General features: G+C 32.1%; 19 protein-coding genes, 1 pseudogene and 1 riboswitch. Of the genes and pseudogenes, 4 read left to right on the top strand and 16 right to left on the bottom strand.

Going from position 1 to position 18,145, the window contains the following annotated elements:
• Positions 1-2: 2 nt before the first annotated feature.
• The 14 genes from GMA11_RS03295 to GMA11_RS03230 all read right to left on the bottom strand — a co-directional run bounded on the left by GMA11_RS03295 (position 3) and on the right by GMA11_RS03230 (position 12,631).
• Positions 3-758, bottom strand: coding sequence for an ABC transporter permease (locus GMA11_RS03295; protein WP_205422875.1), 756 nt, complete (start codon positions 756-758; stop codon positions 3-5).
• Between the two features lie 85 nt (positions 759-843).
• A riboswitch (TPP riboswitch) is annotated at positions 844-933 on the bottom strand.
• Positions 934-1,097: 164 nt separating this feature from the next.
• Positions 1,098-1,685: an ATP-binding cassette domain-containing protein gene (locus GMA11_RS03290; protein ID WP_163545794.1), complete on the bottom strand. Its 588-nt coding sequence runs from the start codon at positions 1,683-1,685 to the stop codon at positions 1,098-1,100.
• Positions 1,630-1,854, bottom strand: coding sequence for an ATP-binding cassette domain-containing protein (locus GMA11_RS09410; RefSeq protein WP_163545793.1), 225 nt, complete (start codon positions 1,852-1,854; stop codon positions 1,630-1,632). Before GMA11_RS09410 ends, GMA11_RS03290 begins: the two co-directional genes overlap by 56 nt.
• Positions 1,835-2,620 (bottom strand): ATP-binding cassette domain-containing protein, encoded by a 786-nt coding sequence (locus GMA11_RS03280; RefSeq protein ID WP_163545792.1) that lies wholly within the window; start codon positions 2,618-2,620, stop codon positions 1,835-1,837. Before GMA11_RS03280 ends, GMA11_RS09410 begins: the two co-directional genes overlap by 20 nt.
• Complete coding sequence (locus GMA11_RS03275) at positions 2,613-3,407, bottom strand: ABC transporter permease (RefSeq protein ID WP_163545791.1); 795 nt, start codon at positions 3,405-3,407, stop codon at positions 2,613-2,615. Before GMA11_RS03275 ends, GMA11_RS03280 begins: the two co-directional genes overlap by 8 nt.
• Complete coding sequence (locus GMA11_RS03270; RefSeq protein ID WP_163545790.1) at positions 3,382-4,335, bottom strand: ABC transporter permease; 954 nt, start codon at positions 4,333-4,335, stop codon at positions 3,382-3,384. Before GMA11_RS03270 ends, GMA11_RS03275 begins: the two co-directional genes overlap by 26 nt.
• A gap of 72 nt (positions 4,336-4,407) precedes the next feature.
• On the bottom strand, positions 4,408-5,634 hold the full coding sequence (locus GMA11_RS03265) for an ABC transporter substrate-binding protein (RefSeq protein ID WP_163545789.1): 1,227 nt from the start codon (positions 5,632-5,634) through the stop codon (positions 4,408-4,410).
• Positions 5,635-5,648: 14 nt separating this feature from the next.
• A complete protein-coding gene (locus GMA11_RS03260) occupies positions 5,649-6,134 on the bottom strand; it encodes a class I SAM-dependent methyltransferase (protein WP_163545788.1) in 486 nt (161 codons plus the stop codon).
• Positions 6,135-6,143: 9 nt separating this feature from the next.
• Complete coding sequence (gene rlmH, locus GMA11_RS03255; protein WP_163545787.1) at positions 6,144-6,623, bottom strand: 23S rRNA (pseudouridine(1915)-N(3))-methyltransferase RlmH; 480 nt, start codon at positions 6,621-6,623, stop codon at positions 6,144-6,146.
• Complete coding sequence (gene coaD / locus GMA11_RS03250; protein WP_163545786.1) at positions 6,620-7,114, bottom strand: pantetheine-phosphate adenylyltransferase; 495 nt, start codon at positions 7,112-7,114, stop codon at positions 6,620-6,622. Before coaD ends, rlmH begins: the two co-directional genes overlap by 4 nt.
• Positions 7,115-7,124: 10 nt before the next feature.
• On the bottom strand, positions 7,125-7,682 hold the full coding sequence (rsmD, locus tag GMA11_RS03245; protein WP_163545785.1) for a 16S rRNA (guanine(966)-N(2))-methyltransferase RsmD: 558 nt from the start codon (positions 7,680-7,682) through the stop codon (positions 7,125-7,127).
• 30 nt (positions 7,683-7,712) lie between these two features.
• Positions 7,713-7,985 (bottom strand): YlbG family protein, encoded by a 273-nt coding sequence (locus GMA11_RS03240; RefSeq protein WP_163545784.1) that lies wholly within the window; start codon positions 7,983-7,985, stop codon positions 7,713-7,715.
• 10 nt (positions 7,986-7,995) lie between these two features.
• Positions 7,996-11,427 (bottom strand): pyruvate carboxylase, encoded by a 3,432-nt coding sequence (locus GMA11_RS03235; RefSeq protein WP_163545841.1) that lies wholly within the window; start codon positions 11,425-11,427, stop codon positions 7,996-7,998.
• Positions 11,423-12,631 (bottom strand): FtsW/RodA/SpoVE family cell cycle protein, encoded by a 1,209-nt coding sequence (locus GMA11_RS03230; protein ID WP_163545783.1) that lies wholly within the window; start codon positions 12,629-12,631, stop codon positions 11,423-11,425. Before GMA11_RS03230 ends, GMA11_RS03235 begins: the two co-directional genes overlap by 5 nt.
• Before the next feature lie 147 nt (positions 12,632-12,778).
• Here GMA11_RS03230 and GMA11_RS03225 point away from each other — a divergent pair, with 147 nt between their 5' ends.
• The gene (locus GMA11_RS03225) at positions 12,779-13,387 is read left to right on the top strand and encodes a Pr6Pr family membrane protein (protein WP_163545782.1); all 609 of its coding nucleotides are present in this window, start codon (positions 12,779-12,781) and stop codon (positions 13,385-13,387) included.
• A 40-nt stretch (positions 13,388-13,427) separates the two neighbouring features.
• On the opposite strand, the gene lepA is transcribed toward GMA11_RS03225, so the two are convergent.
• Positions 13,428-15,251, bottom strand: coding sequence for a translation elongation factor 4 (gene lepA, locus GMA11_RS03220; protein ID WP_163545781.1), 1,824 nt, complete (start codon positions 15,249-15,251; stop codon positions 13,428-13,430).
• Between the two features lie 131 nt (positions 15,252-15,382).
• Positions 15,383-16,414: a dihydrodipicolinate reductase gene (locus GMA11_RS03215; RefSeq protein WP_163545780.1), complete on the bottom strand. Its 1,032-nt coding sequence runs from the start codon at positions 16,412-16,414 to the stop codon at positions 15,383-15,385.
• A gap of 157 nt (positions 16,415-16,571) precedes the next feature.
• On the opposite strand from GMA11_RS03215, the gene GMA11_RS03210 reads away from it, so the two are divergent.
• From GMA11_RS03210 to GMA11_RS03200, 3 genes and pseudogenes are all read left to right on the top strand, one after another.
• Entirely contained in the window at positions 16,572-17,411 is an 840-nt protein-coding gene (locus GMA11_RS03210; RefSeq protein WP_163545779.1) for a MerR family transcriptional regulator, read from the top strand.
• 254 nt (positions 17,412-17,665) lie between these two features.
• The gene (locus GMA11_RS03205) at positions 17,666-17,842 is read left to right on the top strand and encodes a hypothetical protein (protein ID WP_163545778.1); all 177 of its coding nucleotides are present in this window, start codon (positions 17,666-17,668) and stop codon (positions 17,840-17,842) included.
• Positions 17,843-17,907: 65 nt separating this feature from the next.
• Positions 17,908-18,145: pseudogene (locus tag GMA11_RS03200) on the top strand (IS5/IS1182 family transposase); the annotation flags it as partial.

The following is an 18,145-nucleotide window of genomic DNA, read 5'->3' as shown; positions in this document are numbered from 1 at the left end:
TACTATTCCCCACTCTTTCTTTGATAGTGTAACACCTTCTTTTCAATGAGTGTCACGATGCCAACTAATAACAAGCTAAAAATACTTGTTAACAAAATAACTGCAAACATTTTATCAAAAGCAAATGACTTTCTCACTCGAGTCATATAAACACCTAACCCACTATCGCCACCTAGCCATTCGGATATAACAGCTCCTACAACCGCATAAGACGTTGCTATTTTCAATCCTGTAAAAAAGGCAGGTAACACAAATGGAATTTTGACATATTTCATTTTTTGCCAGTGTGTTGCTTGCATTGTTGTTAATAATGTTAAATAATCGGTATCAATCGACTTTAGTCCTGTAAAGACATTCATTGTCATTGGAAAGAAGCAAACGAGGGTGATTAAAATAATTTTTGGCATTAAACCATACCCAAACCATAAAACGAGTAAAGGTGCTAGAGAAATTGTAGGAATTGTTTGTGATAATACTAATATTGGATATAAACTATGCTGTATCCATGTTGAATAGTCCATTAAAAAAGCTAATAGGACCCCTAAACATGTACTGATAAACAATCCAATAAGTGCTTCATATAATGTTGTTTGAAAATGTTGTTGTAATAATGAAAAATCTGATAGAAATACTTGTGTGACTTTTGTAAAACTTGGCAACATAAATTCAGGTACCCACTGCAATCGACTAGCAATTTCCCAAATGATGATGACAGCAACGATAACGCACACACTACTCCATGCAGATAATTTTTTCAATACAGGTTTCACTCCTTTCAATCATAAAAAACCTCGTTTCTTTATGCATAGCAGCACAAAGAAACGAGGTAAATATTCATAAATATACCTTGTTTTTCACAATCCCTACAATCGTACTAACGAACAGGTTCGAAGGGTATCATCTCAGCCATTAAAGGCACCCCTTTGTGTTACAACTTTATCATAATCTAAATTCAAGGAGGTGTCAAATGATACATGCGATATATCAATATCACTACATATAAAAAATTTTATTTATTAAAATGGTATTATCACGTAAAAAATGTAAGAGATATAATCTACTTATTTTTTAAGATTATTGAATGTTTGTATCTCATTTTATAAAGTATTCAGTATCTGATTAACAGAAATAAATTCTAAAACAATTTTTTCTTTTGAATATTTCAGTTTGAATAGTGAATCGTTAAAAATAAGTTGTCCTTTATCTAAAATACATAAATTGTCTGATATATACTGAATACAATTTAAATCATGTGAAATAAATAAAATAGTCATTTTTTTGGTTAGTGCTATTTTTTTTAAAATTTTCATAATATTTAATTGAACAGGAATATCTAGTGCGGATGTAATTTCATCTGCAATCAATATTTTGGGGTTCATTAAAACAGCTCGACAAATGGCAAATCTTTGTAATTGTCCTCCAGATAAGTCATTTGGTAATCTATCTAGTAAACTTTCATCAAGAGCACATATATCAAGTGTTTCTATTAGTGCTTGTTCTAATTCGATAGGTGTATAAAGATACTTTATAGAAGATAAAATGGATTGTCTCATCGTTTTTTTAGGATGAAAAGAAGCTTTTGCATTTTGAAAGATTATTTGAATCGGAAAAGTCTTAAAATCTCGCTTTTTATGAGAAAGTAAAGGGTTTTTTTTTGTCGAACACCAATATCTCTCCACTATCATAAGGGATAATTCCTGCAATGACTTTTGCTAGTGTTGATTTTCCACTCCCAGATACTCCCATAATTCCTAGAATATGTCCTTCTTTAACACAAAAATCAACATTTTTTAGTATTTTTGTCTCACCAAATGACTTTGATATGTTTTTTACATTAAGAATACATTTTTCCATATTTAGCTAACTCCTTTGTAGCATATAAAAGTTCTTTCCCAACCATAGTTTGTGGAGTATCAAAAAACTTGTTTTTATCTGTAAATTCTAATACTTTCCCTTGATGAAAAAGTATTACTTTATTACATAGTTCCTTTATCATAGCAGGACTGTGACTGACATATAGTAGTGTCATCTCATCTTGCATATATGATTTTAATAGAGTTAACATATTTAATTGATTGATTAAATCTAATGCTGAAGATGGTTCATCTGCAATCAATATTTTAGGTTGTTTCATTAAAGCTAACGCACACACTACTCTTTGCTTCATTCCTCCAGAATAATCTTTTGGTAAAACATTTAAACTGTTTTTACTACCAGTAATGCCCACTTTTTTTAACCAATGGATACTTTCTTTTTCTGCTTGTTCAGTCGATCCCTTGTATAAAAATAACCATTCTGTTTTTAATTGTTCTAAAACGGGTATATAAGGATTTAATGCATTTAAAGTATCTTGTGGTATATAGCTAATGTATTTTTTTAGGAGTTGTCTTTTTTCCATGATAGATATATCTTTTAGAGAATACTGATTCAATAACATAATATTTCCTTTAACAGTCCACTCTGGAGTTAGTAAACCTAGAATCGTCTTGATAAAAAGACTTTTCCCTGCTCCAGAATGACCTGTTATTCCAACTTTATCGCCTGTTTGAATGTTTACATTTAAACTATCTAATTTTTTATCTTGTTTATAAAAAACAGATACATCATTTAATTCAATCATAAACGATCTCCTTTCTACTCTTTTTTTGTTTAGAATAATCGAATAGAATATACATTGTTACAGATAATAAAAGAATTGCTAATGTTGGCCACAAAATAAGAAGTGGATGCTCTACAATATAAAAGCGATATTGAAACAACAAACTCCCCCAGTCAGGTGTCGTAATATCTGATCCTAAACCAATAAAAGTTAAAGAAGCATACGACAAAATAACCGATGTCCCTTGACTTGCCATCAATGTCATAATATGTTCACTATGACACGGTAAAATAAATCGAAATAAAATATTAAAAGAAGATGTACCCGATAATTTTTCAAATAAAATAAATTCTTTTTCTAAAAGTTGTTCTGTCAAAAATTCACTTTGATAAACGAAAGTACCTATTCCATAAACCCCTAATGCGAAGCCAATATATACAGGTGATTGTCCTACTAACATAGTCAAAATAAGTGCCACAATAAATGACGGAATACTCATACATAAATTTGCGATCAAACGAATGATTTGTTTAAATATACCTCCAAAATATGCACTGATAATCCCTAAAGGGACACCAATAAAAACAGAAAGAATATTTGATGCTAAAATAACTAGTATTGTTCGACGAAATCCGATAATAATTAATGAAAAAATATCTCTACCCAGATCATCTGTTCCAAAAAAATGTTGTGAACTCATGGGTAAAAATGTTTCTGTTAAATTAACAATCTTTGGATTTTGAATAGGATACAAAAAACAAAATAGTACAAGCAAAAGAATACTAATTATTAGAATATATTTTTTCATCGTTTTTTCTCCTTGTTTTTTTTAATAATGTATCACTTATCCATTCAAATAAAATAGTTATCAAAAACATCCATATCATAACAACTAAAATATAATCTTGTATTACCGGATAATCACGTCTAGCAAGGCTTTCAATTAAAAAAGTATTTAGACCTGCTAATGTAAATGAAAATTCTACAATAGCTGTACTACCAATAACTGAGGAAAATTTAGATAATGTAATAGCACATAAACCATACAAAGCAGGCTTACTCCCATATTTTAAGAGAGCTTTATTTTTTTCATATCCTCTAATCTCATAATACTGCATAAATGTTTCTTGTGATGTCTCTATAAAATGCCCTTTTACCGTACGTGACATTGGTCCAATCAATGGTAATGCAACAAAACTTAATGCTAAAAATAACGTTATTGGTGTTATACCTTTAAAAAATTTTATCCAATGATATTTTACGCCGAAAAAATAAATTGTAAGTAAAATAAGCAAAAATATTGGAACAGTTTGACTAAATAATGTCAATCCTCTTGAAAGGTAGTTATAAATACCTTTTTCTTTTAATGAAGATTTATATCCCAACCAAAAGCTGAAAAACATGGCAAGTATAATACCTCCACAACCAATCAGCAATGTTAATGGAAGTCTTGTTAAAAACTCATGTTTTAAAGAAATTTGGGTTAAATAAGATTTTCCAAAATCTCCTTTTATAAAGCTAATAATCCATTCAAAATACTGTGACACAATAGATTGATTAAAACCATATAATTCTTCAATAGCAGAAATGTTTTCGGGTGTTTTAGCTAATCCCATACTATTAAGTGTTATATCTACAGGAGAGCCTGGTGTTAATCGTACAATAATAAAAATACTAATGCTAGCAATTAAAAATAAAAATAGCCACTTTATCGTTAAAATAATATATTTACTCATATATACCTCTTATATAATTTATAATAAAAAAGACGGTAACAATCTTGTTTGCCATCTTTTTTATGTAGAGCATTATTTTACTTTTAAACTACTATTGACAATATAATAGTCACCGTTCCAAAGTTTATAATTTTTTAAATTATCCGAAACAGCTGCATGCCATTGTGGATCCATTGTCAATAATACAGGTCTATCTTTCAAAACTTCTTTTTGAACTTGTTTGGCTAAATCATATAATTTACTTGTATCACTTTCTGTTCCCATTGCATCAAGTAACTCATTTGTTTTAACAGATGAATATGATGTAAAGTTATTTGGAGCATCTGTTCTAAAAAATTGATTTAAGAAATATACTGGAGAACCTGCAGGTGATGGGTGCTGTGCATAAACAACAGCATCAAATTCTCTGGATTTTGTTACTTCAGAAATGTTATCGACAACTTCGACATTCGTTTTAATACCGGATTTTTCTAATTCTGATGCAATTATTTGACTTACTTTTGGTAAATCTGCTTTTGCACTATATGTTTTAATAGTTAAAGCTAACTCTTTACCATCTTTTTGTCTATATTTACTATTACTTTCTAATTTCCAACCTGCTTCATCTAATAATTGACTTGCTTTTTGTGTATCATATAGTGCTTTTTCAGTAGTATCAAATGCATTATAATGAGCGAATAAGCCAGTTGGTAATGTTCCACCAAACAATGCTTCTTTAATAGATTCTCTATTTATAGCATAATCTAATGCTTCACGTACTTTTACATCACTCAATATTTCGTTTTTTGTATTTAAAAATGTAAAATATTGATAACCAGCGTTAAAATCTAAAATATGTTTATTTTTTTCTTTTAATTCTTTAGCAATTTCTCCAGTAATACCAAATGCCAAGTCAACTTCACCTGATTCAAAAGCTAATTTTAATGTATTTATATCTTTAAATGCTTTCACAATAACTGTATCTGGGCGTTTATCAGATTCTGGATAATATTTATTTGGTTGTAATGTTAATTCATTTTTAGGTTGTAATGTTTTGATAATAAATGGGCCTGTAAAAATATATTTACCATTATTATCTTTTTTGTATACAACATTTGTCCATTCTCCAAGAATTGATTTCAAATCTTTTGTTGGTCTTTCTGTTGTTGCTTTTAATGTATATTCTCCAGTAGCTTCATATTTAATTTCTCCAGCAGAAGCACGAGATAATTTATTATTAGCAATAATATCATTTAAACAGGTGGCTAAATCCTGCGCTTTAACATCATCTCCATTAGAGAACTTAGCATCTTTTTTCATAGTCAATGTCCATTCTAAATGAGGTAATCTAAGCTGTGTATACAATGTGTGTTAATACGTTTCATTGCTTGGTTAATAGATGTATGATGTGTATCGTACGTTTTTAAGCCATTCTCAATGATAAAATGGATGAGTGGATTATCTTCCAAAGCAACGACATCGTAGCCAAAATAGCTTAATACAATACTGTCACTAGCTAGTCCCATTGTCGTATCTAAAACACGTTTAGGAGCACTTCCAATTAGCTCAAGTAGAGGCTCCTTTTGTTGTTTAATGCGAATTATGGCTGTATTTGGGTGAAAAAAGAACTGTGATGTTGATGTGGTATACATGAGTTTATCTTTATAAACAACGAGTACATGAGAAAATTGTTGGCATAACGATTTCAAGGTCATTTTTTGTCTAGGAAAATATGTTACATCAAATATGTGTGCAATATGTTTAGCTTTTTGTTTTAATGTATTCGTTGTTTCAACGGAAGTTGTGACAATAAAAGACATGGATACCTCCTATTTATGATACGCTTGATTATTGATAATTCGATATGCTCTATAAATTTGTTCACTTAATACAACACGTATGAGTTGATGAGGCATTGTAATTCTTCCAAATGAAAAAAGCTCATTAGCTCTTTTTTTGACGTCATCACTTAACCCAAGAGAGCCACCAATAATAAAAGATAACCGACTTTTCCCATGAAGAGCATACTGTTCTATTTTTTCAGCAATCGTTTCAGATGTGACTAATTGTCCTTCTATGGCTAAAGTGATGACAATATCTTGTTCACTAATTTTAGATAGGATACGGTCGCCCTCTTTTTGTTTTACAAGTTCTTTTTCTTTTTCACTCATGTTATCTGGTGTTTTTTCATCGGGTACTTCTATAATGTCAAATTTACAATAGGCTCCTAATCGTTTGCTGTATTCGTCGATAGCTTGTTTTAAATATTTTTCTTTAAGTTTACCCACGGCAATAATTTTTATATTCACTCTGTCATCTCCAATGTTTCTATAAGCAATCGTTCACGTAAAGCATGATGTACAACTGGTGGCACCATAGCTTTTATGTCGCCACCTAATTTATAAAATGTTTTAACGCCACTTGAACTAATGTGAGAATACTCTGGTTTCGTTAATAGAATGACGGTTTCGATATCTTGATTATAACAAGACATGGTTTGTTCATATAATAAATCTGCTGTCTGGCGTACACCTCTTAAAATAGCTATTGCTTGATAATGCTTAGCGACATCAATAAGTAATCCTTTTGTATGTCCAATAACATATACATTGTCTAATGATTGACAAACTTGTTTCACGAGTGTGATACGTTCTTTTGAAGAAAAGGTGTATGTTTTTTGTTCATTTGTTGATACGACAACAATAATCTTATCAAATAACGAAAGTCCTCTTTTTAAAATATCTAAGTGACCATTGGTAATTGGATCAAAACTTCCTGAAAATATTGCTATTTTTTCCATACACTACTCCTTACTCTTTGTCATGTGTGATAACATGATAAAATGTTACAGCAATGGTACCATATTCTTGCCGTTTCCACTGTGATAAACAACCAATGGTAGTTGGTAAATAAATGGATTTGTCCGTTTCACAAACAGCAATCGTATCTTCTGTTACAACACCTTGGTCGATTAGCTTTAATAAATCTTGTTCAATCGTTTGTTGTTTATAAGGAGGATCTAAAAAAATAAGATGCACAGGTTTATTGAGTTTATGCCCTAGTTTTTTACAATCTCCTTTTATTAACTGAAATTTTTCAGGTTCTTTTGTAATGGCGATATTTTCTTGAATAATGGCTTGTGCTTTTCTATCTTTTTCAAATAATATCGCAAAATCCATACCACGAGATACGGCTTCAATAGATAAACCACCACTTCCACCATATAAATCAAGACAGATACCACCGTCAAAATAAGGACCGATAATATTGAATATAGACTCTTTTACTTTATCTGTTGTTGGTCTTGTAATATCGCCTGCTAATGCTTTGAGATGTCTACCACCATATTCACCAGAAATAATGCGCATATTTTTCTCCTAATCTAGAAAACAGAAGAATTAAGCTAATTCTTCTGTTTTCTCTAAACTTTTTTCAAGTGCATGTTCAAATGTCATATCAATATCTGGTAAGTAGGACATTTCAACAGATCGCACAAAATGTAATTTATTTATTTTTTCCATGACGCTTTCTATTTGCTCGTCGTTGACGTACATGGCAACGTAGTGCATACGTTTTGATGTATAATAAATATGACCGAAACGTTTTAATCCGGTTAAATTACGCAATGAATAAACTTTAACGATAAGTCCTCGTCTTTTTACTTCATTCATGTCTTTCTCCTTACTGTAATTCAATCAATAAATCTCTTGAATCAACCAAATCTTGTTCATGCACATAAATTTGATCTACGACACCATTTTCTTGAGCTTGAATCATGGTTTCCATTTTCATTGATTCTGTCACAACAAGAGGTGTTCCTTTTTCAACTTTATCACCTTTTTGAACAAGTAATTTCACAATCGTTCCCGGCATGGTTGCACCTATTTGTTTACGATTAGACGGTTCTGCTTTCTTACGAACTGAAACTGATTGATTGGCACTTAAATCTTTGATTAAAATTTCACGGTTTTGTCCATTAAAATTAAAGTAAATTGGACGATTCCCGTCTGAATCAGGTTCTCCAATTTGCACAAGGCGAATGGACAAAGTTTTACCTTTTTCAATTTCAACAGAAATTTCTTCACCTGCACGCATTCCATGGAAAAATGTAGGTGTATCAATGTGTGACACATCTCCATATTTTTCAGTTGCTTTCATATAGTCTAAAAAGACTTGAGGATACATAATATAACTTAATATATCTTCTTGAGTTGGTTCATAGCCTAATTCTTGACGTAACAAAGCACCTACTTCATCAAAAGAAATTGCCTCTGCTAATAACCCCGGTCTGACGGTAAATGGTTGTTCATCTTTTAAAATAAGTTTTTGTAATGCTTTTGGAAATCCTCCAACGGGTTGCCCTAAATCTCCTTTGAAAAAGGCTCTTACAGAAGCTGGGAAATCAATGTGCTCTCCTTTTTCAAAAATATTATCGACTGTTAATTTATTTTTAAGCATAAATAATGACATATCGCCAACGACCTTTGATGATGGCGTCACTTTGACAATATCTCCAAATAATTGATTGACGTCAGCATACATTTTTTCAACGCTTTCCCACTCTGTGTCATCAATTCCTGTTGCTTTCGCCTGTTGTTGTAAATTGGTGTACTGTCCACCAGGCATTTCGTGTTGATAGACGGCTGTATGTGAGCCAAGTTGGGATTTTGTTTCAAAAGCATCGTAATATTGACGTACGCCCGACCAATAATGATTGATTTTCTCGATATTTTCCAAGGATACATTCGGTACTCTTTCTGTATCGGCTAATCCGTACATTAAAGTACTCATACTCGGTTGGCTTGTTCCCCCTGAGAAAGCCCCCATAGAAACATCGACAATATCCACACCTGCTCTGGTTGCTGCAGCATACGTATAAATACCATTGCCACTTGTATCGTGTGTATGTAAGTGAATTGGAATATTGATTTCGTCTTTCAAAGCACTAATCAATGTATAGGCAGCTTGCGGTTTTAATAAACCTGCCATATCTTTAATTGCTAAAATATGTGCCCCACTATTTTGAATGTGTTTAGCAAAATCAATGTAGTAGGCTAAATTATATTTTGGTCTATTCGGATTTAATAAATCTCCTGTATAGCACATTGCCACTTCAGCGACTTTTCCAACATCTCGCACAGCTTGAATACTTTTTTCCATTTGCGGTAGCCAGTTTAAAGAATCAAAAATACGGAAAATATCAATACCATTTTGTGCAGATACTTTAATAAATTCTTCAACGACATTATCTGGATAATTTTGATACCCAACAGCATTAGCTCCACGAATTAACATTTGCAATAGTGTATGTGGCATTTCTTTACGTAATAATGCTAGACGTTCCCACGGATTTTCTAATAAGAAACGATAAGCTGTATCAAAGGTTGCACCACCCCACGCTTCCACAGCAAATAATTCTGGCAAATATTCTTTATAGTATGGTGCGATTTTAACCATATCATGTGTACGCATACGTGTTGCCAATAAACTTTGATGAGCATCTCTAAAAGTAGTATCTGTTAAAAGTAATTCGTGTTGTTCACTAATCCATTTTGCTAGAGCATCTGGACCTTTTGTATCTAAAACATGTTTTGGATAGTCAAAAACAGAACGTGCATGTAATTTTGTTGGTAATAATGCTTGATGATAAGCATGTTTTTCATGTTTTGAAATACCTGCAAACCCATTTACTGTTACATCTCCTAAATAGTGTAACATTTTATTGCCTCGATTTCTTAATTTTGAAAAGACAAATAGTTCTGGCGTTGTATCAATAAATGTTGTTTTCGCTTCACCAGTTTCAAAAATCGGATGAGCAACTACATTTTGCATAAAGGCAATATTTGTTTTTACACCACGAATACGAAATTCAACGAGTGCACGTTTCATTTTTGTAATGGCATCTTTAAATGTACGTCCATATGTACAACATTTTACTAACATTGAATCAAAATAAGGTGTCACGACATTTCCTTGGAAACCATTTCCTGCATCTAAACGAATACCGTAACCACCTGGAGAACGATAAGTATTAATACGTCCTGTATCTGGAATAAAGTGATTTTCTGGATCTTCTGTTGTGATACGGCATTGAATGGCAGAACCATTTAAACAAATATCAGATTGATTTTCAATATGCAAAGCATCATAAATAGTTTTGCCTTGTGCAATTTTTAATTGTGTTTGTACAATATCAAAACCTGTTACTAATTCTGTAATCGTATGTTCTACTTGTACCCTAGGATTGACTTCGATAAAGTAAAAATCTTCTTGTCCAGTCCATAAAAATTCAACAGTTCCTGCATTTTCATAATGAATGGACTGTAAGAAATCTCGTGCTGCTGTACAAATTTTTTCTCGTATTGTTTCAGTCATAGAGATACATGGAGCTACTTCTACAACTTTTTGATGACGTCTTTGTACAGAACAATCACGTTCAAATAAATGAACCGCATTCCCATAAGCATCTCCAATCACTTGTACTTCAATATGTTTTGGATTTTCGATATACTTTTCAACATATACATCACTTGAACCAAATGCAGCTTTTGCTTCTCCTGATGCACGTAAATAATTTTCTTCTACATCATGCGCAGATCGAACAATACGCATACCACGTCCACCACCACCTAGTGAAGCTTTAATCATGACAGGATAACCGTACGTTTGTGCAAATGTGTAAATATCGTCTAATGACTGTACAGGACCGTCTGTTCCCGGAATGGATTGTAAACCTGCTTTTAAAGCTGCTTCTTTTGCTTTTACTTTATCTCCAAGAATATCTAAATGTTCTGCTTTTGGACCAATAAAAATAATTTGTTCTTCTTCACAACGTCTAGCAAAATGGCTATTTTCAGATAAAAAGCCATAACCAGGATGAATGGCATCAACATTTGCCTTTTTTGCAATTTCTAAAATAGACTCTATATCCAAATAGGCGTCAATTGGACGTTTTCCTTCGCCGACTAAATAAGCTTCGTCAGCTTTAAATCGGTGTACAGAATGCTCATCTTCTTTTGCATAAATAGCTATTGTGCGCATGCCTAATTCATTGGCTGCACGGAAAATACGAATGGCAATTTCACCACGATTGGCAACTAAAATAGTTTTAATTTGTTTCATCATATGTTATAGACTCCCTGTTATTTTTTCTATCATACATTGAAATTTTTAAGACAATACCTATGGAAATAAACGACGCAATCAAACTCGAGCCACCATAACTAATAAAAGGTAAAGTAACACCCGTTAAAGGCGCCATACTTGTCACACCAGCAATATTTAAAGAAATTTGTATCATGAATAAAATGGCAATACCTAATAAAACAAATTTATCAAAAACACGTTTTACGGTTAAACTTCTTTTAAAAATCAAATAAACAAGAATAAATAATAGCACTGTGACGAAAATAACACCAAAAATACCTAATTCTTCTCCAATAATAGATAAAATAAAATCGGTATGAAACTCGGCTAAATAGCCTGTTTTTTGAACGCTATTTCCTAGACCAACGCCCGTTATGCCACCACGTGCTAAAGCGTAAAAGGAATTACGAATTTGTCTGGAAGCATCCGCAGAACTATTAAATGGATTTAAAAACACCAAAATACGTAAAACACGATAATCAGACGTTCCTATCGTGTTGGCTAGTAACACCACAAAAGAAATCAATGCTGCAAAGCCAATGCCTAACCATTTTAATGCTTTTTTCCAAGGAACTATGCCACTAGACAACCAGATTAAAATCAGTGTTCCTAACATAATAGCAAAACCACCTGTATCGGGTTGTAATAATACGGTTAATAAAATACCTGAATAAACAAGCCCTAGTGTTACTTCTTGATGATGTTGGCACCAAAATGCCATTCCTTTATTAGCTTGTTCTGGAATGGGTAACTCTGGTAAGTATCTTCCTTCAGCAAAATAAAAAGCTGTCATCCAAATTAAAATTAATTTAGCAATTTCAAGTGGTTGAAAATTAAAAAGCCCTAAATTCAACCAACCTTTCGCTCCATTAACAGGTGTCCCAAAGAAAAGCAAGCCAATCAAGATAATCATAATCCCACCAGCAAAACGTTTCAGTAGCGTTACATTTGTAAAAAAGCGATATTTAATGGTCATTGTGGCGACACAAATGACTAATCCTAGCGCTAAAAACATAGCTTGTCGTTTCACATAATAAAATGGATCTTGTATCACAATAGATGCTACATAACTTCCTGCTGTATAAACAGACATAATACCAATTACTGATAAAATCATCGCAATCGCAAAAATAAAAATTTCTAGTAATTGACTTTGTTCCAATTTCTTCATTTGTATACTCCTAAGCACTAAAATACCTAGACTATTATACCATAAAACATTGAAAAATACTGTTAATTTATTAAGGAAACTATTTAGTTTGACTTTCAAAGTAATTTCGTTTAAAATAAACGTCATCTTAATAAAAGGAGTTGTATCATGACAAAACAAAAAGGACTATTTTTATTGCGTTTAGCTATTATCTTATCCGGTATAATTGGTTTGGCCTTTTTATTGCCCGATAAATTATATAAATTTACGTACTATACAAATATTTCCAATTTATTGGTCGTCCTATTTTATATGTATCTATTGTATTTAGGTAACAAACCGTATTCACAAACAATATGGCGTTTAAAAGGTGGTATCACGATTTGTATTACTTTAACATTTTTAGTCTATGCTATTTTATTAGCACCAAAAGCAAAACCAGAAGATTTTTATCATATTAAAAATTTCACCTTACATTATATTGTACCGATTTTAACCATTTTTGATTGGTTAATTAGTGACAAAAAAGGACAATACAAAAAAAGTGATCCTTTTTTATGGACAGTTGTTCCTTTAATCTATTGTATTTTTTCACTGATAAAAGGTTTTGTTTTTCATATTCCTATCCCAGAAGAACCACATAGTCCGTATCCTTATTTCTTTATCAATATTGATAAATACGGTTGGAATGGCTTTTTCACTTATTTTACTGCTATTTTAGTTTTATATATTCTTTTAGGCTATATTATGGTTTTTGTCAAACGATTAAAAAAATAAATATCTAAAAAACCGGAGTGTTTGAGTCACTCCGGTTTTGTTATTCTTCACTTAAGTTTAAAACAGCCATAAATGCTTCTTGTGGTACTTCTACACTACCAACTTGTTTCATACGTTTTTTACCTTCTTTTTGTTTCTCAAGAAGCTTTTTACGACGTGATACATCTCCACCGTATAACTTAGCTGTAACGTCTTTTCTAAGTGCTTTAATATTGGTACGAGCTAAAATTTTATTTCCAATTGCTGCTTGAATTGGCACTTCAAATAATTGTCTTGGAATCAATGTTCTTAATTTTTCAACTGAAGCACGTCCTCTATTTTGTGCAAATTCTTTATGCACAATCACACTAAAGGCATCAATCACATCACCATTTAATAAAATATCCATTTTCACAAGGTTACTTGCACGATACCCTATCATATCGTAATCAAGTGATGCATAACCTTTTGTGCTTGATTTTAAATTATCAAAGAAATCAAAAATAATTTCTGATAATGGTAATTCATAAATCACATTCACACGAAACTCATCTAAATAATCCATTGTTACAAATGTTCCACGCTTCCGCTGACAAATTTCCATAACTGCCCCAACATAATCGTTAGGCACCATAATACTTGCTTTTACATAAGGTTCTTCAATACTGTCAATCATCGTTTGGTCTGGCATTGCTGACGGATTATCAACAATCACTTGAGAACCATCTGTTTTATTTACATGATAAATAACAGACGGTGCTGTCGTGATTAAGTCTAAATTGAACTCACGTTCTAAACGTTCCTGAATAACGTCCATGTGCAATAATCCTAAAAATCCCGTACGATAACCAAATCCTAATGCTTGAGATGTTTCAGCCTCAAATTGTAAAGCAGCATCATTTAATTGTAATTTTTCTAAAGCATCACGTAAATCATTATATTTAGAGGAATCTGTTGGATATAATCCACAATAGACCATAGGATTCATTTTACGATAACCAGATAGTGCTTCTTTGGCAGGGTTACTTGCTAAAGTTACCGTATCCCCTACTCGTGTATCTTGAATGGTTTTAATACTTGCTGTAATATACCCAACATCTCCAACCATTAAGTAATCACGTTTAATTGGTTTTGGTGAAAAAATACCCACTTCTACCACATCAAATTCTTTCCCGTTACTCATTAACTGGATTTTATCACCCGGTCTAACAATTCCATTTTTCACACGAACATTTAAAACAACACCACGATAACTATCGTAGGCAGAGTCAAAAATAAGTGCTTGTAAAGGTGCATCAATATCCCCTTGTGGAGCAGGCACCATACTTACGATTTGTTCCAATATTTCAGGAATACCGATTCCAACTTTTGCACTTGCTAAGACAGCTTCACTGGCATCAATACCGATAACATCTTCAATTTCTGTACGGACACGCTCTGGATCAGCAGCAGGTAAGTCAATTTTGTTAATTACAGGGATAATCTCCAAGTCATTATCTAATGCCAAATAAACATTAGCTAAGGTTTGCGCTTCAATACCTTGTGCAGCATCAACTACTAAAATAGCTCCCTCACAAGCTGCCAAACTACGTGATACTTCATAAGAAAAATCGACGTGTCCAGGAGTGTCGATCAAATGGAAAATATACTCTTCTCCGTCTTGTGCCTTGTATGTTAATTCAACAGCATTTAATTTAATCGTAATCCCACGTTCACGTTCCAAGTCCATAGAATCGAGTAACTGATCTTGCATTTCACGTTCAGCCACTGTGCCTGTTCCTTGCAAAATTCTATCGGCTAATGTTGATTTCCCATGGTCAATATGGGCAATAATCGAAAAATTCCTAATCTTTTTTTGTCGTTCTCTCATGTATTCTTTATGCATATATAACTCACTTTCTTCCTTATTCCGTTTGGATAAACGTCATCTGACACATTATATCACAAAATACAAAGAAAAAAACAGTGCTTTACATAGAATAAAGCGAGTTAATTTGCTTAACTCGCTTTAATTTTTTAATTCATATATGTGTTCATTGGATATGTTAAATAACTTGGATCCATCAATTTTTCAGGTGTAATAAATCCTGCCGGAGCCATTAACACTGACGGAATACGATTCACAACAGTTGCGCATGTGTGTGCTACTGTATCTGGTTTACTTACAGAAAAGACCATATTTGGCTCACCAATAATTTCAAAATCACACATATCTCCTTCGTTTTCACGATATACTTTACCAATACATTCAACTTCTAATTCAATACCTTGATGTGTATGAATAGTGGTCACTGCAGACATCCCAATTGCATGACCTGCTTTAATTGTTTGACCTAATGTTTCTGAATAAATGTCTTCTTCCAATGTAAATGGAACGCTTTTTTGTGAAATATCTTTAATCGTCCAATTCATTTTCGCACAGATTCCTTCTGCTGCATTCCACATGTAAGATGGGAAACTTTCTGCACTTCCGATCTCTTTATCAAAAGTATCTAAATCATAGCCAGCTCCGTGTGCTTTTGCAAGTGCTAATCCATAATCTTCTACATTATAACTAACGGCACCTTTTACTTTTGTAATGTGATTCATACCAGACATCATCAATACAGGCATATTAATCCAGTAAATATCTTGCATACCTGAACCAGTAATTGTGATACCATTTTCTTTGGCTAATCTATCTAAACGATTTGTTTCTGATGGAGCCGTTGTCCAAGGATAAATAGCTTCTTCACATGTTGTAATAACATTAACACCATTTTTAGCACATTGTTCAAAAAATGGATACATATCAGACATGTAACTGAAAATTGTCACAATAGCTATGTCTGCATCACAACTATCTAACACAGCTTGTGCATCGGATTGAATCGTTACTCCTGTTTTAAAACCTAATTCAGCAAATTCTCCTAAATCTTGTCCAATAATATCTGGGTTTGCATCAATGGCACCTACTACTTCTGCTCCATGATCGTATAAGTATTTAATCAATACTTTTGACATTTTACCGCAACCATATTGAATCACTCTAATTTTTTCGTTCATCATAAAAACCTCCTATATCATGTGAAAAAAATCACTTTTTATATTATAATAAAAATGTGCTTTTTATCACAAAATATCTTTTTTTGTTATCTTTTACACAAATAGTATAATGTCTATACTAACTATAGAGTCAAGACTTATATTTTAATTGGAGGAAAATATGTATCAAAAAATAAAGATTGGTGAATTTGCTAAGCAAAATCATATTTCTATTCAAACACTTCGTTATTATGAACAAATTGGTTTGTTAAAACCTGCCTATATTGATGATGTATCTAAATATCGCTATTATCACATTCATCAATCATCAATGGTTGATGCAATACACTATTTAAAACAGTTTGATTTTTCTCTTGAGGACATTAAATCAATTTTTTCACATCCAAACAATATAGATATTGTAGATACTCTCATCACAAAGAAACAAAAAGAACTAGAAGAAGTTAAAAAAAGACTTCATCAACAAATGTATGAATTAAGCTCATTTCGTGAAAGTTTACATGTATATCAAGACAAACGGTATAAAACGGATATTGAAATAATCACATTACCAAAACGACATATTACACTTTTTCCTTGTCATAAAAATATTTATGATATGACGACTGAAGAATATGAACATACTTTACGTCGCTTTAAACAAAGTTTTGTTGAACAAGAACAAATTGATAATAGTTTATTTTATCGAATTGGTTCTATTATCAAAAAAGATTCTTTTGAACACTCTCATTTTGTATCGCATACATTATTTGCTGTAATGCCTACATCTTCTCAGCATACGACAGGTTTAGAAGAAACAACTTATGCTATTTTCTATTGTCAATCTTTTGAAGACGAAATTCAAATGCTTCCTATTTTTAGAAAAAAATTAGATACATTAGGCTATAAAATAACGGGAAATTATATTTGTGAAGTCATTTTTGAAACATTTCAAACAGATTTATCTCCAAGACAATTATTTATTCGTATGCAAGTTCCAGTATCTCTTGCGTCATCTTAAACAATACTTTCACATTTTAAGATAATTATCATAAATCGTGTTGCTACTAACACGATTTATGATAGAGTCTTTAGAAAGGAATTTGATATTTTTAAAACCTATCAGAATAGTATTTATCATGCTTTTATCACACCTTATGCAAACAATATCACAGAATGATTAAAGCTATCAAACGGATTTTCTATGGCTATAGACACTTTTCTTATTTTAGATTGCATCTTTTAATCAAACAACACCATTCTCAGTGGCAGAAAATGAAAGTAAAAAAGGTGGTGAATGGCATTAGCCATTCACCACCACAGACTGTTGACAAATTAAAATGTCGACAGTCTTTTTTCGTATCAGACGTTAAGTTGTACGGCTTACCACGATGTACACGATACATCGCTCGTTCTCTACTACGTGTGAGAACGAAGCCATTCGTACCATAACGTCTGATACGATAATAACGCTTAAAAGTGGTATAATAGAGATAAGAAAAAGGAGGGAAAAATCTATGTTTTATAAAGAAACTCACCCAAATGATGAAATCATATTAAACACATTATCCGAACTTGTGCCAAAAGACCACTTACTACGTAAAATTGATAAATCAATTGATTTCAACTTTATTTATGAGATTACTTCTCCTTATTATAGCCATACGAATGGTCGCAATAGTTTAGACCCTGTTGTTTTATTTAAATTGGTCTTTTTAAAAGATATTTATGGCATTAAATCCATGCGAGAAACCA

It is taken from the genome of Granulicatella sp. zg-ZJ, assembly GCF_010892355.1.
Taxonomy (GTDB): domain Bacteria; phylum Bacillota; class Bacilli; order Lactobacillales; family Aerococcaceae; genus WM01.
Note: the sequence above shows the minus strand (reverse complement) of the source record. Positions and strands in the feature narration are given on the sequence as shown.